The sequence below is a fragment of the Pseudarthrobacter sp. J1763 genome (assembly GCF_050490295.1).
Lineage (GTDB): Bacteria > Actinomycetota > Actinomycetes > Actinomycetales > Micrococcaceae > JBNPEO01.
This window is the reverse complement of sequence record NZ_JBNPEN010000003.1, coordinates 106,005-125,338: the sequence shown is the minus strand read 5'-3', so window position 1 is coordinate 125,338 and position 19,334 is coordinate 106,005. Positions and strand designations below refer to the sequence as shown.

General features: G+C 56.6%; 19 protein-coding genes. 3 read left to right on the top strand and 16 right to left on the bottom strand.

Features of this window, described 5'->3' with window-relative positions:
* Window positions 1-9 precede the first annotated feature (9 nt).
* From ACQQCD_RS04140 to ACQQCD_RS04085, 12 genes are all read right to left on the bottom strand, one after another.
* Window positions 10-2,061, bottom strand: a complete 2,052-nt coding sequence (locus ACQQCD_RS04140; RefSeq protein WP_430267141.1) for a helix-turn-helix transcriptional regulator — start codon at window positions 2,059-2,061, stop codon at window positions 10-12.
* Window positions 2,062-2,157: 96 nt separating this feature from the next.
* Complete coding sequence (locus ACQQCD_RS04135; RefSeq protein WP_430267140.1) at window positions 2,158-2,553, bottom strand: FKBP-type peptidyl-prolyl cis-trans isomerase; 396 nt, start codon at window positions 2,551-2,553, stop codon at window positions 2,158-2,160.
* 46 nt (window positions 2,554-2,599) lie between these two features.
* Window positions 2,600-3,532, bottom strand: coding sequence for an FKBP-type peptidyl-prolyl cis-trans isomerase (locus ACQQCD_RS04130; protein ID WP_430267139.1), 933 nt, complete (start codon window positions 3,530-3,532; stop codon window positions 2,600-2,602).
* A 110-nt stretch (window positions 3,533-3,642) separates the two neighbouring features.
* A complete protein-coding gene (pafA, locus tag ACQQCD_RS04125) occupies window positions 3,643-5,007 on the bottom strand; it encodes a Pup--protein ligase (protein WP_430267138.1) in 1,365 nt (454 codons plus the stop codon).
* Entirely contained in the window at window positions 5,000-5,764 is a 765-nt protein-coding gene (gene prcA, locus ACQQCD_RS04120; protein ID WP_430267137.1) for a proteasome subunit alpha, read from the bottom strand. Before prcA ends, pafA begins: the two co-directional genes overlap by 8 nt.
* Window positions 5,765-6,574 carry a proteasome subunit beta gene (prcB, locus tag ACQQCD_RS04115; RefSeq protein ID WP_430267136.1) on the bottom strand — a complete coding sequence of 270 codons (810 nt, stop codon included), beginning with the start codon at window positions 6,572-6,574 and terminating at the stop codon, window positions 5,765-5,767.
* Between the two features lie 3 nt (window positions 6,575-6,577).
* Window positions 6,578-6,778: a ubiquitin-like protein Pup gene (locus ACQQCD_RS04110; RefSeq protein ID WP_430267135.1), complete on the bottom strand. Its 201-nt coding sequence runs from the start codon at window positions 6,776-6,778 to the stop codon at window positions 6,578-6,580.
* Between the two features lie 50 nt (window positions 6,779-6,828).
* Window positions 6,829-8,433, bottom strand: coding sequence for a depupylase/deamidase Dop (dop, locus tag ACQQCD_RS04105; protein WP_430267284.1), 1,605 nt, complete (start codon window positions 8,431-8,433; stop codon window positions 6,829-6,831).
* A gap of 71 nt (window positions 8,434-8,504) precedes the next feature.
* On the bottom strand, window positions 8,505-10,238 hold the full coding sequence (arc, locus tag ACQQCD_RS04100; RefSeq protein WP_430267134.1) for a proteasome ATPase: 1,734 nt from the start codon (window positions 10,236-10,238) through the stop codon (window positions 8,505-8,507).
* Between the two features lie 126 nt (window positions 10,239-10,364).
* Window positions 10,365-11,450: a tRNA (adenine-N1)-methyltransferase gene (locus ACQQCD_RS04095; RefSeq protein WP_430267133.1), complete on the bottom strand. Its 1,086-nt coding sequence runs from the start codon at window positions 11,448-11,450 to the stop codon at window positions 10,365-10,367.
* 83 nt (window positions 11,451-11,533) lie between these two features.
* The gene (locus tag ACQQCD_RS04090) at window positions 11,534-12,697 is read right to left on the bottom strand and encodes a site-2 protease family protein (protein ID WP_430267132.1); all 1,164 of its coding nucleotides are present in this window, start codon (window positions 12,695-12,697) and stop codon (window positions 11,534-11,536) included.
* On the bottom strand, window positions 12,698-13,426 hold the full coding sequence (locus tag ACQQCD_RS04085; protein ID WP_430267131.1) for an HAD family hydrolase: 729 nt from the start codon (window positions 13,424-13,426) through the stop codon (window positions 12,698-12,700).
* 127 nt (window positions 13,427-13,553) lie between these two features.
* On the opposite strand from ACQQCD_RS04085, the gene ACQQCD_RS04080 reads away from it, so the two are divergent.
* Window positions 13,554-14,444 carry a PAC2 family protein gene (locus ACQQCD_RS04080; RefSeq protein ID WP_430267130.1) on the top strand — a complete coding sequence of 297 codons (891 nt, stop codon included), beginning with the start codon at window positions 13,554-13,556 and terminating at the stop codon, window positions 14,442-14,444.
* Here the strand turns inward: ACQQCD_RS04080 and mshC are convergent.
* Together mshC and ACQQCD_RS04070 are read right to left on the bottom strand one after the other, a co-directional pair.
* Window positions 14,441-15,724 (bottom strand): cysteine--1-D-myo-inosityl 2-amino-2-deoxy-alpha-D-glucopyranoside ligase, encoded by a 1,284-nt coding sequence (mshC, locus tag ACQQCD_RS04075; protein ID WP_430267129.1) that lies wholly within the window; start codon window positions 15,722-15,724, stop codon window positions 14,441-14,443. The genes ACQQCD_RS04080 and mshC overlap by 4 nt on opposite strands.
* A gap of 15 nt (window positions 15,725-15,739) precedes the next feature.
* Window positions 15,740-16,573, bottom strand: a complete 834-nt coding sequence (locus ACQQCD_RS04070) for an undecaprenyl-diphosphate phosphatase (RefSeq protein WP_430267128.1) — start codon at window positions 16,571-16,573, stop codon at window positions 15,740-15,742.
* Between the two features lie 51 nt (window positions 16,574-16,624).
* On the opposite strand from ACQQCD_RS04070, the gene ACQQCD_RS04065 reads away from it, so the two are divergent.
* Window positions 16,625-17,563, top strand: coding sequence for an aldo/keto reductase (locus ACQQCD_RS04065; RefSeq protein ID WP_430267127.1), 939 nt, complete (start codon window positions 16,625-16,627; stop codon window positions 17,561-17,563).
* On the opposite strand, the gene ACQQCD_RS04060 is transcribed toward ACQQCD_RS04065, so the two are convergent.
* Complete coding sequence (locus ACQQCD_RS04060) at window positions 17,560-17,838, bottom strand: hypothetical protein (protein WP_430267126.1); 279 nt, start codon at window positions 17,836-17,838, stop codon at window positions 17,560-17,562. The two genes, ACQQCD_RS04065 and ACQQCD_RS04060, sit on opposite strands and share 4 nt — an antisense overlap.
* A gap of 39 nt (window positions 17,839-17,877) precedes the next feature.
* Between ACQQCD_RS04060 and ACQQCD_RS04055 the strand changes: the two genes are divergently transcribed.
* Window positions 17,878-18,111 carry a DUF5703 family protein gene (locus tag ACQQCD_RS04055; RefSeq protein WP_430267125.1) on the top strand — a complete coding sequence of 78 codons (234 nt, stop codon included), beginning with the start codon at window positions 17,878-17,880 and terminating at the stop codon, window positions 18,109-18,111.
* Window positions 18,112-18,139: 28 nt separating this feature from the next.
* On the opposite strand, the gene ACQQCD_RS04050 is transcribed toward ACQQCD_RS04055, so the two are convergent.
* Entirely contained in the window at window positions 18,140-19,309 is a 1,170-nt protein-coding gene (locus ACQQCD_RS04050) for an acyl-CoA dehydrogenase family protein (protein WP_430267124.1), read from the bottom strand.
* Between the last annotated feature and the right edge of the window lie 25 nt (window positions 19,310-19,334).

Genomic DNA, 19,334 nt, shown 5'->3' with positions numbered 1-19,334 from the left:
GGTGCTGGACTATTGCTCGGATTGATACAACTGGACTGATTCATCAAGCCATCCCAGCGTCTGTGCAGCCACAGACGCCGGTTCCACCACGCGAAGTGAACCGCCATGTTGGGCCACAGCTGAGGGTAGCCACGCTGTGGATGCAACACGAATGTTAGCTAGAAGTCCGCCATCGGGCAGTGGAGCTGTGGCCTCCGCGTAATAGTGCTCTGCCAGCCATGCGCCGGCATCACTGAGCGCCAGCGTAACAACCTGGTCGGTGTCGTGGGCGGTAAAAAGCGTGGCTGGAAACCCATCGTCAGTGCGTGAGTGCGTAGCGATGGGCTTCTCGGTCACCTCAACGCTCAAAAGGCGTTCCAGCTTGAAATTACGGTTTGCCTCAGCGCTGTGGCACCAAGCCTCAAGGTACCAAGAGTCATCTTGAGAGATCAGGCGCAAGGGGTCCACGGTGCGCTCTGTGACCTCGTCCCGGCTAGGAACCAAATACTTCAGTCTCAATTGACGCCGGCCGCCAAGACCCTTCTGGATGCGTTCCAAGATTTCAGGTGAGGCACTTGGAGTCAGTCGAGCCTCAACGGCTGGCGCCAGGGCGGCGACGTCCCCGGCTGCTTCGGTGAGCTTCACCGTTGCTGAGTCTAGGGCTTCGCGATCCGCCAAACCCGGTAGGCCGCTCAGAGATTCCAAACCAACCAAGAGCGCGCAGGCTTCTTCCATAGTGAAGCGGACAGGTTTGGACAGCTCTTCAGCATTCTCTAAATAGACGTGCCCATCATCGAACTGCACGTCCATCAGATCGTTGTGATACCCATCAGGCAAGCCAGAACACATCACAATGTTCAGATCAGCATCTAGCTCCTGTTCAGTGATGCCAAAGTTCGCTGCGATGTCCCGCTTGTGCATTCCTGGATTTCGTACCAAAAAGGGCACCAAACCCAGTAAGCGCTTTAGCCGTTCTTCAGAACTGCTTCGGGTACGTCTAGTAACACTGCCAGCCTTGAGGCCGGCGAAGGCTGCGGGACTCGGTGCCTTGGTCATTGACGCTGCCCGAGCCATACTCAAACGCCGGACGGTAGCCGCCCGCAAAGGCGCAGGTTCTAGAACCCTTACATTGGGGCCCAAAGCAGCGAGTTCTTCGGCGAAGACTTCGTGGTCTCGGTACTCTAGCTGGAGTTCTTCCCAAACCAAGTCCGTTGCGCCCGGCTGTGAGCCAGCCGCTGGCCGCTGTCCTGAAGGAATACTCTCAGTGGCGCTCAGCGCACGGTTACGGAGAGCCAGTGCCTTAGCCGGTGCTACGGCAACGGTGGCAGTGATGGCAGGCAGTTCCTCCATCTGATCTAGCGCCACCGTCACGTCAAAGTTCTCCGGCGGCAGGAAATTGACGTTCGGCTTTGAGGTTACGGCAGAGGCCATGCGGGAGAGCCTAAAAGTCCGCTGCTCCCCCACCTGAACGTCGCGGCCCACGAGGTACCACTGCCCGAATCGATTGCCGAGCCCCCACGGTTCCACCATTCGCTGTTTAACGTCTTCGCTGCCGCGGCTGCGGTAAGCAAATGTGATGGCGTAGTGACCGCGCATTGCCGTCATCACGGCGTCGAACGCTGGGCCAGCGGTACGAATGCGAGGAAGAACAGCCGAGGCCGTCTCCGCCTCCTCAGGCTCCGACGACGTGTTGGTAGCGGGAAGACCGCCGGCAATTTTTTGTACGGCGCTAAGGGCAGCTTGGCCTAGGGAAGCTTGTTCCCACAGTTGAGCTGCGAGTACCAATACTGAACGTTCCTGGGCCGTGAAAGTAACATCAGGCAAACGGTACTGGTCTTGGCGGATACGGTACTTTGTGGCCTCAGACTCTTCGCCCTGCATGCCCGCGTCGCCGATGATTTCAATGGGAATACCCATAGTTCGAAGATCACTTTTGTCTCGCTCAAACATTCGCAAAAATGCTTCTTCCGAGCTCGCCTCGGCGTAGAGCTTACGGCGCAGATATTCACGCGTGTACCCGTACTTTGTGCTGAGTAACGCAATGAGTAATTTGAGGAGGCGTTCGGTCTTGGCTGCTGACACGTTCCTTAGGGTACTCAGTGCAGGCTGGGAAACGAAAAGCGCGGCCGGATGCTGATGATTTTCAGCTTCCGGCCGCGCTGAGTTCTAAAGGTTTACTTAGCGAACGTTCACCAAATCAACCACAAAGATCAATGCCTCGTTGGGGCCAATGGCTCCACCGGCACCGCGCGAGCCGTAAGCCAGCTCGGAGGGGATCTCAAGGCGACGGCGGCCGCCAACTTTCATGCCCAAAAGGCCCTGGTCCCAGCCTTGGATAACCTGACCAACGCCTACGCGGAAGTCTAAAGGTGCTCCACGGCCCCAAGAGGAGTCAAACTCTTCTCCGGTGGACCAGGCAACGCCAACGTAATGCGTGGAGACGGTGTCGCCTGCTTGTGCTTCGCGACCGTCGCCCTCGATGAGATCGGTAATTACTAGTTCGCTAGGAACGTCACCCTCGGGGAAATCAATTTCCGGTTTGGTGCGGTCGTAGTCGCGCTGACCAAAAGACATGGCTACTCCTTAGAGATTGGCTAGTGAGAAAAAGGGGATATAAGGGTTACTTCACACCAAGGATATCGACGACGAAGACTAGATCGCCCTTCGCCTTACCTTGGGCTGTGTCACCGTAAGCGAGATCCTTCGGGACCACCAGAAGAACACGTGAACCAACCGTCTTACCGGCTAGGCCTTGGCTCCAACCCTTGATGACCTGGTTCAAAGCGAAGCTAGCGGTCTGCCCGCGCTCAAAGCTTGAATCAAAAGTGACACCGTCGGAGAGGTTTACACCGCGGTAGTTAGCGACGATGGTGTCAGTGTCCTTGACCACCGCACCCTTGCCCTTGATGAGGTCTTGAGCAATGAGTTTGGTGGGCTTAGCTACTCCCTTTACATCGATGCTCGGAACGCCCTTGGCATCGGAAGTTACCTTTGGCAAACCAGCGGGCGGCGTTACGGTATCACCCTCAGGCTTCTCCAAAGGCTTCGGGGAATCCTTGGCGCTCAGGATCTTAATAACCAAAATCTGAGTAGGACCTGCAGCCTGTGTGGAAGTCGCGGTGCCCGGCACTGCGTAGGCAAGCTCGGAGCCAATCTTGGCACCAACAAATGCGTTGTAGACCACCGAATTGCCGGATTTCATCTCGTCGCTGAGATCAACCTTTTGCGTCTTGGTTTCGTCTGGGTAGGTGTCCTCAAGGACAGAGGCGTCCTTGCCGCTCAGCGCTAATAGGCTCACGTCGGCAACTTGGTTGGCTTTGACCTTATCGCCAGAGCCTTCCTTAACAACCTTGATGGTGGGTTGAGTGACCTCCAGCGGAGTTTTGAACTCAACCTTCGGTGCTTTTTTGTCTCCCTGATCAGTTAGCTTGAGCGAATCAAGCTTGGAGATGTCACCGGACGTTTGGCTAGTTGGTTCCGGAGTCGACGCCTGACCACCACACGCTGTAAGCAGCAAGGCGGTAGGGATCACTATGGATAAAAGTCGGCGCACAAGAAAACTTTCGTTTCGACGATAGGGGTTGCCGCCACGTGCTCACAGCACTGCAGCAACGTTCTGGGACAGCAGACTGCCCAGACAAGGGTACCGAACGAAGCTGAAAATCAGCCTATGGACTCCAAAATCGCGTCAACTCGTTCATCGGTGCTCAAAAATGGGTCCTTACACAAGATGGTTTGATGCACCCGGTCATTGAGCTTCAGATGCACCCAATCGACGGTGTAATCGCGACCGGCAGCTTGGGCCCGGCGGACAAACTCACCCCGCAATTTTGCCCTGGTGGTTTGTGGCGGTGTGTCCACTGCAGCCTGAACATCTTGGTCCGTAACCACGCGTTTTGCGGCACCTCGGTTTTCGAGCAAGTAGAACAGTCCGCGCTTGCGCGAAATGTCATGGTAGGTCAAGTCCAATTGAGCAATACGTGGGGCATCGAGGGCCATCGAATTCCGGGCAGCGTAGGAATCGATGAGCTTCTTTTTGATAGCCCAGTCAATTTCCGTGTCGATCTGGCTGGTGTTCTGGCTCGCGATGGCGTCCAGGGTCCGGCGCCACAGGTCCATAATGAGCGGAACGTGCGGGGTGTGTGCACCCTCCGCCGCCACAAAATCGGACACTTTGGCAAAGTACTCTTCTTGGATCTGCAAGGCAGTCAGTTGACGGCCATTGGCGAGGCGAACCAGAGCCCGGCCGGTGAGATCATGGGAAATCTCACGGATGCTGCGGATGGGGTTTTCCAAGCGCATGTCCCGCATGATCGTCCCGCGCTCAACCATTCGCAACAAGAGGTCCACCGTGCCCAATTTGAGCATGGTGGTGGTTTCAGACATGTTTGAGTCGCCCACGATGACGTGAAGCCGGCGGTAGAACTCTGCATCCGCATGTGGCTCGTCGCGGGTATTAATGATGGGCCGCGAACGCGTTGTTGCCGAGGAGATTCCTTCCCAAATGTGGTCTGCTCGTTGTGAAAAGGCGTAGGTGGCCCCATGCGGGGTCTTGAGAACTTTCCCTGCTCCGACGAGCAATTGGCGAGTCACCAAAAAAGGAATCAGGACTTCCGCCAAACGGGCAAACTCTCCTTTGCGAGGGATGAGATAGTTCTCGTGGCTCCCATAGGAGTTCCCGGCGGAATCGGTGTTGTTCTTGAACAGGTAAACCTGTCCGTCGAACCCTTCGGCAGCAAGTTTGCGTTCTGCCTCAATCACCAGGTCTTCGAGGATCAGCTCACCGGCACGGTCATGGGCCACCAATTGGGCCAAATCATCGCACTCGGCCGTGGCATATTCGGGATGGGACCCGACGTCGAGATAGAGCCGTGAGCCGTTGGTCAGGAAGACGTTGGAGGATCTTCCCCAACTAACCACTTTGCGGAACAAGTAGCGTGCTACTTCTTCCGGCGCCAGTGGACGCCCGTTTGGGCTCGAGTAAGAGATTCCGAATTCGGTTTCAACGCCGAAAATACGCCTATCCATCTGAGTTTGTACCCACCTGTTTGTCGGTTTCTTCGGCTGCGCCAACGGCGCCACTAATTCCGTTGAGAAGTTGGTCGACGTCGGCCGCTGGCAAACGTCTAAACGCTCGCCGGGTGCCACGAACCGATTCTGAGTTCCGTTCCAAAAGCGCCACTTCCAAGGAAGCCGACGTGAGCTCTTCGCCCTCGCGATCGGTGAGCAGAGCATTGACAGCCAATGACAGCGCAGCAGAAAAATCGAGGTCCGGCCGCCATGCCTGAGCCAGAGCGGCAGACACAACATCGGCTTGCCCGCCCATGGCTACAAAGTCCGTTTCATCTGCAATGGAACCGTCAAAGTTCAGGCGAAATAGATGGTCATCACCTTGGTGGCGGCCCACTTCAGCCACTGCAAGCTCTACCTCAAAGGGTTTGTGCTCGGCAGTGAAAACGGTGCCCAGACTTTGCGCGTAAACGCTTGCGAGGCCTCGGGCAGTAACGTCTGCACGGTCGTATGAATATCCGCGAACGTCCGCGTAACGCACACCGGCTTGACGCAAACTTTCAAACTCGTTGTACTTGCCAACCGCAGCAAAAGCGATTTTGTCGTAAATCTCACCGATCTTGTGCAGCGATGGTGAGGGGTTCTCAGCGACTAACGCAATACCTTCGGTGCAACTGATTACCACCACTGATCGTCCGCGAGCAATACCCTTCCGCGCAAAGTCAGCGCGGTCTTTCATTAGCTGTTCGGGCGAAACATAAAACTGCTGTGACATCTAAGCCTCCCGCCCGGCAGCCGCACGGTCGCTTAGTACCGCTGCTGCAACCTCTGCAAGTTCATGATCGGTGACCCGCCGAGCACCTTGTCGATTCACCGTGTAAACAACCGGCCACAATTTACGAACAACATCCGGTCCCCCGGTGGCTGAGTCGTCATCGGCGGCGTCGTATAGGGCTTCGACGGCAACCCGAAAGGCATGGGCCTCATCTAAGTTGGGCTGCCAGAGCTTCTTCAGGGCGCCGCGGGCAAATACTGAACCTGAACCAACGCTATGATGTTCAACCTCTTCATAGCGGCCGCCCGTAACGTCATAGGAGAATAAACGCCCAACGCCCAAGGTGGTATCAAAGCCAGCGAACAGCGGCACAACAGCCATGCCCTGCAAAGCCATGGGCAAGTTGCTGCGAATCATGGCTCCTAAACGATTCGCCTTGCCTTCAAGGCTGAGAAGTGCGCCCTCGATCTTCTCGTAATGTTCCAGCTCAACTTGGAACAACTTGGTGATGTCAATAGCGATGCCAGCAGTGCCAGCAATTCCAAGGACTGAGTATTGATCGGCTGGAAAAACTTTCTCAATATTTCGGCTCGCGATCACGTTTCCCATGGTGGCCCTGCGGTCCCCCGCCATCAGCACACCGCCGGCAAATGCCAGAGCAACAATCGTTGTCGCATGGGGAACGGGCGGCACCACACCGGCCGGCAACTGTTGGCCATAGGGCAACAGATCAGGCCGTGATTGAGCTAGGTACTCAGAAAAGGACGACGTCGCCGCCGCACCTACCGCCCGGATGATCCCCTCAGACAAGAGTTACTGACCACCCTTTTGCACAAACGCGCGAACAAACTCTTCAGCGTTAGTCTCCAAAACGCCGTCGATCTCGTCTAGGAGATCGTCGACACCTTGGGTGGCCTCAGACGTTTGGGCGGAAACGGCGGGTGCTACGGGTGCGGGTTCCTGAACCTCTTCATCTTGCCGTGCGTTAGGACGATGCTGTTCCTGGGCTGCCATGTCAGTTCCTTCGTGTTGTTCCAACAAATGCGGAAAAGGTCTTAGCTACATTATCTGCTTCCTAAGAGCGCAGAGAGGAAGTTTTCCGGATCTTGATGATCCCTAAAAAGTTGCCCGGTCAGTGCCTCAGTCCCCCGTAGCGGTTCGAGGATCGGGATGCGTTGGAGCCGTAAGCGTCCGTTCACATCAAAAATCACCGAGTCCCAGCTCGCACCGACCACACTTTCAGCGAATTGGCTGACGCACTTGCCCCGGAAAAATGCACGGGTATCTCCCGGCGGCTCTGTGACGGCAACCGCGATAGCGGCGTCGTCCACGAGTTTTTCCATCCGCCCACGTTGCGCGAGCCGATGGTACAAACCGCGTTCTGGCCGAATGTCAGACCACTGCAGATCAATCAAAGCAATGCGGGGATCATCCCAACCGAGTCCATCCCGTTCCCGGTACCCTTCTAGGATTTGTAACTTCGCGAGCCACTCAACTCGACCTGCGGCTGCCTGAGCGTCAGTCTCTAACAAATCAAGCGTTGATTCCCAGAGCTGCAGAACCCGATGTGTGTGTCCATCGCCACCCTGTACAGCACCAACACCGGTGTCATTAGCCAATTTCTGCGCAGCTTCAAGGTAGATCCGTTGAATTTCGATCCCGGTCAACCGCCTGCCATCAATGAGTCTGACGGCATGCGTCAAGGATGTGTTGTGGCTGACTTCTTGCAGTTCCTGAACGGGCTCGTAAACCTGAATCTTAGGGGCGCGGTCTGCCTCAATAAGGCTCAGAACCATGGCCGTTGTGCCAAATTTTAGGTAGTTAGCCACCTGGGACAGATTGGCATCACCAGTGATGACATGGAGCCGGCGGTACTTTTCGGCTGTTGCATGCGGCTCATCGCGCGTATTGATGATCGGCCTACGGATGGTGGTTTCAAGTCCAACTTCCGCTTCAAAAAAATCTGCCCGCTGACTCAATTGGAAACCGGATTCCACCGGTTCCAAACCCACACCTACACGTCCGGCACCACACATCACCTGGCGAGTAACAAAAAAAGGTGTGAGACCCTCAACGATTTTGCTGAACGGCACACTTCGGGGCATCAAATAGTTCTCGTGCGAACCATAGGAAACGGCTTTGTTGTCTGTGTTGTTTTTGTAGAGGTTGATCGCTGGCAGCTCAGGATCAGCGGCCAGTGAACGGACAGCTGCCAAAGCTACAAGGTCACCGGCGGCATCCCACCGGACCGCGTCCAAGGGGTTAGTAACCTCTGGGCTGGAATACTCCGGATGCGCATGGTCAACGTACAAGCGTGCGCCGTTGGCCAAAACCATGTTCATCAACAACTCACCCTGTGGGTCAGATCCATCTTGCTCCAGGCCGGGACGTCCATGAGCCATCGCCACAGCCGTGGCATCTAGCACCGGCGGTTGATCAGTGAGCTGACTTGGGTCTGCGTCTTCTCGAGCCATCGTGTAGCCACGAGCATCATGCAGAGGACTCTCGTCTGCATAGTCCCACGCAGTCCCCGCACGTTGGGCTGCACGACTGGAGGCGTGCTCGCGGGAGATCTTCGCGTAAGCCTGCACTACCCGGGCAGACATCATGGTGGCGTTCGAGTACGGCGCTGTTGGCGCATGAATGCCGTACTCGGTTTCAGAGCCCATCACGCGCACCGCGCCGCCTACAGGCAGTGAAGATGCGCTTGCTGCAAACTCAGCGGCGGCGGAACTGTTGGTCACAAGTACTGCCCGGTGTTGGCTGTAGTTTCGATAGTCTTCCCCGGCTCCTGACCGCCTTTACCCTGAACAATGGTGCGGATGTAGGTGATACGTTCGCCCTTTTTGCCGGAGATTCGTGCCCAGTCATCAGGATTGGTGGTGTTGGGCATGTCTTCGTGTTCACGGAATTCGTCCACCACAGCGCGGAGGAAATGCTCTATCCGGATACCACGTTGGCCGGTTGTGAGCAGGTCCTTGATGGCGTACTTTTTGGTCCGGTCTACCACATTTTGGATCACAGCACCGGAGTTGAAATCCTTGAAGTAGAGCATTTCGGTGTCACCGTTGGCGTAGGTAACCTCCAGGTACTCGTTGGACTTGTCAGTGGAATACATGGATTCAACGGTGCGCTGGATCATGTCATCAACGGTGCTTTGGGCATCGCCGCCGTGCGCAGCAAGATCAGCCTCATGGAAGGGCAAATCAGTGGTCACGTACTTGGCAAAAATGTCCGCGGCAGCTTCTGCGTCGGGCCGTTGAATTTTGACTTTGACGTCCAATCGTCCCGGGCGCAGGATGGCTGGATCAATCATGTCTTCACGGTTGGACGCACCAATAACAATGACATTGTCCAGACGTTCAACACCGTCAATTTCGCTCAGAAGTTGCGGAACAATGGTGGTTTCGACGTCGGAGGAGACACCGGTTCCGCGGGTGCGGAAGAGCGAATCCATTTCGTCAAAAAACACCACAACGGGGCTGCCGTCTGAAGCCTTTTCCCGAGCTCGGGCAAAGATGGAGCGGATGTGCCGTTCGGTTTCGCCCACGTATTTATCGAGGAGCTCAGGGCCCTTGATGTTCAAGAAATAGCTCTTGAGGTCTGCTGTACCGGCACGTTCTGCAGCCCGGGCCGCCAACGAGTTCGCCACTGCTTTGGCAATGAGTGTTTTGCCGCAACCAGGCGGGCCGTAGAGCAGAATTCCCTTGGGCGCTTTGAGTCCGTGCTCGCGGTATAGTTCCGGGTGCAAAAAGGGCAGCTCAACGGCGTCCCGGATTTGCTCGATCTGCGGACCAAGCCCACCGATGTCCTTGTAGGAAATGTCCGGGACTTCCTCCAACACCAAATTTTCCACTTCGGAGCGTGGGATCTTCTCGAGGGCATACCCGGTCCGAGTTTCCAGTGAGAGTGCGTCTCCCACACGAACACCTACACTCTGCAGCGCTGCGGAAATCCGAACCACTTTTTCATCGTCGGTGCGGCCAACAACAAGCGCGCGGTCTTTGCCAAGTAGCTCTTTGACAGTGACGATGTCGCCGGCGCGTTCATAACCGAGAGCAGCCACGATGACGAGGGCTTCATTAAGAAGTACCTCTTGGCCCGCGCCGAGCTGTGCAATGTTCAAGAGTGGACTGATGCCCACCCGAATTTTGCGACCAGCGTTGAACACGTCAACACTTTCTTCGGTGGCGGCCTTGCCAATTCCAGCTGCAGAACGTGGGTTTACTTGCAGGACGGTGGCAAAGGTGTAAGGGGGTTGGCCATCTTGCTCAAGGGCTGCTTTGAGACGTTGAATCTCGGTGCGTGCGGCCTCGAGTGTGGCCACCAACTTACTGTTGTTTCCCGTGGCCGCAGCTAGTTGGCGGTCTAGGCTACGCAGCTTGTCACGAAGAACGTTGACCTGCCGGTCCGCCACGGACAACTGGGCAGCGTTTTCAGCGCTCGGATCGTTTCCTGATGCAGCATCGTTCACGGTGTGTGCGCCTCTCGACTTGGGTACCTATATAGACCCTAACGCGTGGTGCCGCTCAGTTGCTTCCCTGCGTCCGTATGCTGGCGCTGACGGTCAGCATACGGATGCCCAAAAAAGCAAGTTATTTTAGTCTCCGTCTACAACGTTGGTACCGGCTTGCGCATCCCGAGCTGCACGGCGAAGTTTTTTGTCCGAGACCGGACGCTCCCCCACATTCGCTGGTGTCCACGCATTCAAGTCTTCTTCGCTGAATTCGGTTTTGGATGGCCTGCGTTTGAGACCAATACCAGTGACTCCGTCTGCCAAGCGCCGCGTCACCAGCAAAAAGCCTGTGTGGGCTACCATCCGGTGGTCCGGGCGGACGGCCAAACCTTCAAGGTGCCAGCCGCGGACCATGGACTCCCATGCGTCAGGCTCAGTAAAGCGGCCATCGGCACGGATGGCTTCAGCGGTGCGGGACAACTGGGTGACGGTGGCAACGTAGTTAATCCAGACGCCCCCCGGGGCCAGAACTGTGGCTACTGCATCAAGGCATTCCCATGGGGCCAGCATGTCTAGGACAACGCGGTCAACACTGCCGGGTGCTTCAGCTTTGACGACTTCGTCTTGGAAATCACCCAAGGAAATCTGCCAAGCCGGATGCGGTCCACCAAAAATGGTTTCGACGTTCCCGCGGGCAATGTCAGCGAATTCTTCGCGACGCTCAAAAGAGTGCAAGTACCCGGAATCGCCGACGGCACGCAGCAAAGAAATAGACAATGCACCTGAGCCAACACCAGCTTCGACCACGCGCGCACCCGGGAAAATATCCGCCATGGTGACAATCTGACCAGCATCTTTCGGGTACACAACTGCCGCACCGCGAGGCATTGACAGTACAAAGTCACTGAGCAGGGGCCGCAAGGCCTGGTACTGCTGGCCCACATTGTTGGTGACTACAGAACCGTCCGGAGAACCAATGATGAGGTCGTGGTTCAAGAAGCCGCGGTGTGTGTGAAAGGCCCCACCCACCTCAAGGGAAATGGTGTTCATGCGTCCGCGTTCGTCAGTCAATTGAACTCGTTCGCCTTCGCGGAACGGACCACGACGGCGGGCAGCGCCAGTTGCAGTGCTAACCCGGGAATTCCCGGACGCCAGATGAGTGCCTGTCACCGGTGCCGAATCGCTCACAGTTTCGTGGGTGGATTCCGGGGTTTCGCTGGCGCTGGTCATAAACGTTCCTTGCTGCTTTGCTGAGTGGTGGACCGGCTGGTAACTCTACCGTGAATGGCCTGCAAGGCCGACATTCGACGGGTTTAGCGTCGCGCCTGATTGTTGCGTTTGCCAACAGTTTTTCCTGTGATGGCACTGACAACCGTCTGTTGGCGCAAAAGACCAGTGACCCGTCCGGCGTCGTCAATCACCGCATAGTCACGGCCCTCAAGTTTTGCCAGATAGTGCACCAAGTCTTCGCCCGCAGCAGCGCCGGGCACATAGGCTCCTGGCGAGAGCGCAAAAGACACTGCCGTCACCGGGGTAGATGCTTGGGATTGGGCTGGAACGCCCGCAAGAGCCGCGTCATCCACCACTCCCTGAGGCTTTCCGTCAGGCGCGCATAGTACGACGGCGAGTGAACCGCCGTCGTTCATTCGCAAAACGTCCGCGACGGTCGCCGAATTCGGTACACCGATCGCTGGCACGGAGAGCGAGGCTGCCGAAATGGCAGGCAAACGTAAACGCATCTTTGCGTGGTTGATGGCGGCGCTGGCGCCGCTCCACAAGAACCAAGCGACCAGAATGGAGATGATCCCGAAGCTGAAGTCCAGACCATCGCCGCGGAGCAACGGTAGGACCACAAACCACAGCAAAATGCCCACTACGATAATGCGCCCGGCCCAGCCAGCTGCAATGGTGCCGCGTTCGTGACTACCGGTAGTTTTCCACACGATGGATTCAACAATCCGGCCCCCGTCTAGCGGAATACCGGGAAGTACGTTGAAGATAGCGATCACAAAGTTGGCCCAGACAAAAATGTTAGCCAAAACACCAGCAACACCGCTTGGGTTGGCAGTGCTGACAAAGAGCCATGCCCCACCAGCCAGAATGAAGTTTGCCGCTGGCCCAGCGAGGGCAACGACCACCGATTTGCCGGGAGTTGCCGTGAAAACATCAAATTGTGTATGGCCGCCCCAAAGGTTGAGGACAATCTTTTCGGTGGGCCAGCCAAAAATCCGGGCGGTCAGTGCGTGAGCAAGCTCGTGCGCCAACACTGAGAGCAAAAGCAACACTGAATAACTGAAGGCAACTAGATAAGCGCCGGCACCGAGATGAGGCATTCCGCGCTGCAGTACTGGGCCAAACATAATGACTGTCAGAGCTGCGATGATAAACCACGAGTAGGCCAGAATGATTGGTACCCCGGCGATACGACCGAGGTGGATGCCTTCGCGTGAGTTTGTAGTGTGTTCGGGGGCAGACATTTAGTGGCTACCTGCTTTCGCTTGGGCAACCCTAAAGTCTTGCAGCACTGCGTGGAGGTCATGGACGTCCTTGCCGTGGAGCGAATCCCAAAGGACCGATGCGGATCCCTCCGGGATGTCGATCACGTGGGGCACGCCGACCGTGACGAGGCCCGAGGATACAGCGGCCTGAATTCCGGGGATGGAATCTTCCAATGCCACACAGTGCTCGGTACCTAGCTCTGGATCGGTCCTGCGCAAACGTTCCACTGCCGTGGTGTAGGCCTCCGGGTGTGGTTTGCCGTGCGTTACCGAATCGCCAGTCACAAGGAACTCAAAATAGGGTTCGGGCAGGCTCTCAGCAACCACAGTGGCCATGGGCCGCTCAGACATGGTCACCATTGCGCAGCGAATATCTGCTTGGTACAGGCTGTCCAGGAGCTCACGTGCGCCGGGACGCCATGGAACACGCTGTTGGATTCGCTCAATGACTTCGCCGCTGAGGTGGTCGATGATCTCGCGTGATTCCATCTCCACGCCGGCACGTTGCAGGATCTTGCTGGAGTGGACCAAAGACTGCCCTACAAGCTGCATAGCCTGCTCGTGAGACCACTTTCCGCCGAATCGTTCAACGAGGCCGTGTTCGGCAGCTATCCAATAGGGCTCGGTGTCCACGAGTGTCCCATCCATATCCCAAAGAACTGCCTTAAGCTGAGGAAAATGATTGGCATTGAGGGCCGAAGTCTGCATGCCCTCCAGTCTACGGTGAGCTGCTGATGAGTCACGGGTGTTGAACACAAATGCGCCATGGGCGAATATTTGCCAGTCTTGAACGCCGTACCGTTACCAGCGCCATGCTTCGACGTAGGGTAATGAAATGAACAGCTTCGAAGAGAATCTGGACTCCGTGGCCGCAAAGCTTCTGAAGAACGTGCCCGACGGCGAGCGGGTCACCGTCATGGTGGCCGCCTTTGAGGGCTGGAACGACGCCGGTGAGGCTGCCAGCGATGCCTTGCGCCATCTGATTCATGCATGGAACGCAAAAAAGATCGCGGTCATCGATGCTGATGAGTTTTACGACTTCCAGTTCACCCGACCCACTATTCGTACAACGGCCTCGGGCGCCCGGAAAATCAAGTGGCCGTCCACCAAAATTTCCAAGGCGTCACTGCCTGACCGCAACGTAGATGTGGTTTTTGTTCACGGCACAGAACCTTCATACAAGTGGCGGGCCTACACGGCCGAAGTCCTGCTTCAGGCTGAACAATTGAACGTGGACTATGTGATCTTGGTGGGCGCGCTCTTAGCCGATGTCCCCCACACCCGGCCCATCCCCATCACTACCACTTGTGATGATCCGGAAGTACGTGAGCGCCTGAACCTCGAAGCCTCCAACTACGAGGGGCCGGTGGGCATTGTGAGTGTTCTCGGCGAAATGGCGAAACTCGCTGGAATCCCAGCGATTTCTCTCTGGGCAGCCGTGCCGCATTATGTTGCTCAGTCCCCGTCTCCCAAAGCCCAGCTCGCCCTACTGCACGGGATCGAGGATCTCTTGGAGATTCCTCTGGACACCGCTGACGTGGCGGAAGACGCGGAAGCCTGGGAGCGCGGTGTCAACGAACTTGCTACGGACGATCCAGAAATCGCTGCCTACGTCCGGCAACTTGAAGAAGCGAAAGATACCGCCGAGTTGCCGGAGGCCAGCGGGGAATCGATCGCCCGCGAGTTTGAGCGGTACCTCAAACGCCGCGGGCAAGAAAACCCTTAGAGTTCGATTCCCAAAATTGCGTTGATGGCGGAGCTAATCAGAGTGGCGTCAGCTTCAGAATTTTCAGCTGTGGCGCTTGAACTGTGTGTTTGTTCAGCCCAAGCATCAACGGCCACCAAGGCGCCGGGCGCATCTAGATCGTGTGCAATGTGCTCGCGAATAGCAGCAATGAGTGGGTTAGCGCTGCCGGCTGGCGTGCTCGTGAGAGCGCCGCGCCAGCGTGCTAGGCGTTCCTGGGCCTGGGTTAGGAGCGCATCCGTCCAGAACCAGTCTTGACGGTAATGGTTACTCATCACAGCAAGCCGGATAGCAGCGGGGTCCTCCCCTGCCTTCCGCAGAGCCGAAACCAAGACCAAGTTACCCAGTGACTTACTCATCTTTTCGCCGTCGAGACCCACCATCCCGGTATGGGCATAGTGCAAGGCCATGTCCTTGCCGCTCAAAGAGAATGCGTGGCCAGCCCCCATCTCGTGGTGAGGGAAGATCAGGTCGGAACCTCCGCCTTGAACCGTGAACGGTGTGGGGAGGAAGCGTTGGGAAATAACGGTGCATTCAATGTGCCAACCTGGACGGCCGTTGCCTAGAGTTCCGCCATCCCAATGGGGCTCGCCAGACCGGGCCACGCGCCACAACAGTGGGTCCAGCCGGTGACGCTTACCGGCGCGGTCTGGGTCTCCACCGCGTTCGGCGAACAACGGAAGCATTTGGTCTTCGCTGAGCCCGGACACCGAGCCAAGCTCCCAAGAGTGAACCGCATGCCCGGCCGCTGAAGCAGCAACAGTGTCGTAATAAATGTCGCCATCGGGGGCGCCATCAGTACCAACCACGGGGTAGGCGAGTCCGGCCGCGATCAGCCGCTCTACCTCGGGAACAATCCACTCGATGGCTTCAACGGCACCAACGTAGTGAGCCGGAGCAATCACGTTGAGAGCTTCCATGTCGGCGCGGAACAGCTCAGTCTGCTCTACAGCAAGGTCCCGCCAGTCCACGCCGGTCGCAGTGGCGCGCTCTAAGAGTGGGTCGTCGACGTCCGTCACGTTCTGCACGTAACTCACGCTTTGACCGCCATCTCGCCATGCACGGTTCAACAGGTCAAAGGCGAGATAGGTCGAAGCGTGACCCATATGAGTTGCGTCATAGGGGGTGATGCCGCAGACATACATCGACTGCGAGCCGGTCTGTTCGATCACATCCAAGCGACCTTTAGCGGTATCAAAAATGCGAACCGCTGGCATGGAGCCGGGGATTTCAGGGACAGGACGGGATTTCCAAGCTTTCACTGTTCAAGCCTAGTGCTACGCGGCAATGACGTTGAAACCCAACAGGATGTAAAGCATAAGGCCCAGGGCAATTCGGTACCAGACAAAAAGGCGGTAGCTACGGGTGCTGACGTATTTGAGGAACCAGCCGATGATAAAGAAGCCCACCACAAACGCAATAACAGTTGCCAGCGCAGTTTCGCCCAAACCATAAGGGCCGGTGAGCCCGTCATGGGAAAGGACCTTGTAGAGCTGGTAAAGGCCACTACCAAAAACGGCGGGGATGGCCAGAAGGAACGAATAACGGGCTGCGGCTTCGCGTGTGTAACCCATCAATAGACCTGCTGAGATGGTGCCACCAGACCGTGAAACACCCGGAATAAGTGCCAGAGCCTGCGCCAAGCCAAACAGGATGCCGTGCTTAACGCTGATGTCGCTCAGCTCACGAGTCTGCTTTCCCACTGCATCCGCTACGGCTAGGACAAGACCAAAAACGATCAGCATGGTGGCAACAATCCACATACTGCGCAAAACGCTTTCAATCTGGTCTTGGAAGAGCAAGCCCAAAATGATGATGGGAAGGCTACCAATGATGATCAGCCAGCCCATCCGAGCGTCTGGATCTTGGCGACTGATACGGCCTGTGAGTGAACCAAACCAGGCCTTGATAATCCGGACGATGTCCCGCCAGAAGTAAACCAGTACAGCTGTCTCGGTGCCCAGCTGGGTAATAGCGGTAAACGCAGCACCTGGATCCGATGCGTTGGGTAAAAACTCACCCACAATTCGCAAGTGTGCGCTTGAGGAAACGGGGAGGAACTCAGTCAGTCCCTGTACTAGGCCGAGGAAGGCAGCTTCAATCCAATTCACAGATTTGACCTTACTTCATAGGCCACCAATTTCAGCCGTAAGCTTGCAGACATGCAGCAAAGATTTGTCGGCGACAGTGGCCTCCGTGCCTCCGCACTGGGACTGGGCACCATGACATGGGGTTCAGGAATAGACGAGGACGTGGCCGCGGATCTTTTGCGGATTTTTTGCGATGCCGGTGGCAACCTAGTTGACACCTCCGCCGGATACACCAACGGAGCGGCGGAAGCTATTTTGGGCCAGCACCTTGGCCACACTGTGGCGCGTCAGGATCTAGTCCTTGTGAGCAAGGCTGGGCTGGAATACCGGAACGGACACCGAGTGGTGGATACGTCCCGCAGTGCAATGTTGAGTTCGCTGGATGCTTCATTAGTGCGGCTAGGCACTGACTACTTGGACCTGTGGCTAGTAGATGCATGGGATCCGCACGTCCCACTGCAGGAGACACTTTCCGCCATGGACCTGGCCCTGAACACGGGGCGCGTTCGTTATGTGGGATTCTCCAACTTTACTGGGTGGCAATCAGCCAAAGCTGCGGTGCAGGCACCCTTCACCGCCGTCGCGCACCAGATTGAATACTCGTTACTTCAGCGGCAAGCGGAGGCCGAAGTGATTCCCGCTGCCTATGACGCTGGTCTGGGACTCTTGGCTTGGGCGCCGTTGGGCCGTGGTGTCCTCTCAGGCAAGTATCGTGGCCAAATTCCCACCGACTCGCGGGCCGCCAATGAAGAGTGGGCCGACTATGTGGAGCCCTATTTAGCCACAAGGCCATCGCGCATTGTTGAGGCGCTGTGGACTGCATCGCAGGGTTTGGATAGCTCACCGGCGCAATTAGCTCTTGCGTGGTTATTGGCTCAAGAAAACGTTAGTTCGGCAATTGTGGGGCCACGCTCTGCGCAACAATTGCAACAATTACTGGGTGCTGAAGAGGTTCGGCTCCCCGAGCAAATCTCACAGGTGCTCAGCGAAGTGTCTGAACGGGCGAATTAGTCCTCGACGGGTTCGAAGTCGTCCTCGTCCTGTGAATCTTCGTCTGAATCTTCGTCATCAAAGTCGTCATCGTCTTCTTCGAAGACTTGAAGCGGTGTAACTTCGCCGTACGCTTCATAAAGAGCATCTTCGTAGACTTCAAAAGCGTCTGCGACGGCGAAAAAGGCTGCTTCAACGGCTGGGTCTCCATCGCTTCGGCGACTGGCGGCCGCCGCGAGGTGTTCCTCGAGGGCGGCCGTCAAAGACTGTAAGGCGACACGCGGATCGATGCTCATACGTTCACGTTAGCCGGAAAAGTAACAAAATGGAGGGCTATGAAGGAACAATTTCCAGCAGCAGCTGTACGACGCAGCCGGGACTTCGCGCGCCAGTACGAATACATGGTGCTTACAGTCCCCCGCAGCGAGTCAATCGGTGATGCGCGCCAACGCCTTGTTGAACATTCGGAGTACGGCAAATGGGAATTGGAGCGCACAGTGATGTACATGGGTGGTGCACGCCGTTTCTGGCTCCGCCGCAAAGTCCTCAGCGTCCAACGGACCATCTAGGGTCAATGCTCGAGTCAGCCTCCCGGTGCTAACTTTCTATCGGCCCCAGCCACGCATTGGCCACCGTGGCGTGCGCTGACTCGTCATCAGATGGATGGAACATCCCGGCCAAAACGTCACGATACAGGCGCCCCAGCTCACTGCTTGACGAGTAGCTGCCGCCTCCAGAGACCCTGATGGCCAAGTCAACAACTGTCCGGGCTGTCTCAGTGGCACGCACTTTCAGACCTACAAGCTTGGGGAACCATTTACTGCCATGATCAACGAGTGAATCAACGTCACGGCCCACGGTGAGTAACTGAGGAAGTATGGCGTCCATCGCGATCGCTGCGTCGGCCACTTTCCACCGAATGTCCGGATCCTGCGCGTAGCTTCGGCCACCATTTTTAAAGGAAGTGCGACGCTTCGCCGTAGCAACCCCCAGCTCCAAAGCCCTATCCCCTACGCCTGTGTAAACAGCTGCCAAGAGGGTTTCGAAGCAGGCAAATATGGCAAAGATCAACGGGTCAGCGTTGGGGCCTACAGGCAGCTTACGGAACACACGGTTGGAGGGAACTATTGCCCCTTCCAAGACGGTGGTGTTGGACTGGCTGGCTCGCATCCCCACAGTGTCCCAGTCATCAAGGATTCGATATCCTGGTGTGTCCCGGGTGATAAACCCGTGGACCAAAACAGGTTCAGGGCCACTAGAGTCCTTCCCGAATATTCCCAAGCGGGTCCATGCTGGCGAAAGACTCGTGAAAATTTTAGTTCCTGTGAAGGAATAGCTTCCGTCATCTGAGGGGACGGCTTCGGTCCTGGAATCAAAGAGCACCGAATCATTGCCTGCTTCAGAATTGCCGAAGGCAAAAACTTCGCCTTGACCTGCTTCGTGCAGGACAAAGTCCAGACTCGTATCTCCGCGCTGAGCCAGCAAATGTGCGACGCCGGTCCACACCAAGTGCATATTCACCGCGAGCGCGGTGGCCGGGGCTGCCGTTGCAAGGCGGCGCTGAAGCAACGCCGCCGCTTCGAGCCCCAGACCCGATCCGCCGTCGTCCTTTGGAACGAACATCTTCAAGTACCCAGAGTCTTGAAGTTCCATAAGATCCTCGTGGAAGAACTGGTTATTTTTGTCATAGCCTGCAGCACGTGAACGGATGCGCTCCAAAAGTTCATCGTTCAGGAGTGCTTTGTAGAGGTTTTGCTGGTCATTCACGGCAGCTAAGTCCTTTCAATGGACC

Bases quoted from the DNA above. Each gene is read 5' to 3' on its own strand.
- ACQQCD_RS04135 (WP_430267140.1), bottom strand. From the start codon at position 2,553: ATGTCTTTTGGTCAGCGCGACTACGACCGCACCAAACCGGAAATTGAT.
- pafA (WP_430267138.1), bottom strand. From the start codon at position 5,007: ATGGATAGGCGTATTTTCGGCGTTGAAACCGAATTCGGAATCTCTTAC.
- prcA (WP_430267137.1), bottom strand. From the start codon at position 5,764: ATGTCACAGCAGTTTTATGTTTCGCCCGAACAGCTAATGAAAGACCGC.
- ACQQCD_RS04110 (WP_430267135.1), bottom strand. From the start codon at position 6,778: ATGGCAGCCCAGGAACAGCATCGTCCTAACGCACGGCAAGATGAAGAG.
- dop (WP_430267284.1), bottom strand. From the start codon at position 8,433: ATGGGCTCTGAAACCGAGTACGGCATTCATGCGCCAACAGCGCCGTAC.
- ACQQCD_RS04095 (WP_430267133.1), bottom strand. From the start codon at position 11,450: ATGACCAGCGCCAGCGAAACCCCGGAATCCACCCACGAAACTGTGAGC.
- ACQQCD_RS04090 (WP_430267132.1), bottom strand. From the start codon at position 12,697: ATGTCTGCCCCCGAACACACTACAAACTCACGCGAAGGCATCCACCTC.
- ACQQCD_RS04085 (WP_430267131.1), bottom strand. From the start codon at position 13,426: ATGCAGACTTCGGCCCTCAATGCCAATCATTTTCCTCAGCTTAAGGCA.
- ACQQCD_RS04080 (WP_430267130.1), top strand. From the start codon at position 13,554: ATGAACAGCTTCGAAGAGAATCTGGACTCCGTGGCCGCAAAGCTTCTG.
- ACQQCD_RS04065 (WP_430267127.1), top strand. From the start codon at position 16,625: ATGCAGCAAAGATTTGTCGGCGACAGTGGCCTCCGTGCCTCCGCACTG.
- ACQQCD_RS04060 (WP_430267126.1), bottom strand. From the start codon at position 17,838: ATGAGCATCGATCCGCGTGTCGCCTTACAGTCTTTGACGGCCGCCCTC.
- ACQQCD_RS04055 (WP_430267125.1), top strand. From the start codon at position 17,878: ATGAAGGAACAATTTCCAGCAGCAGCTGTACGACGCAGCCGGGACTTC.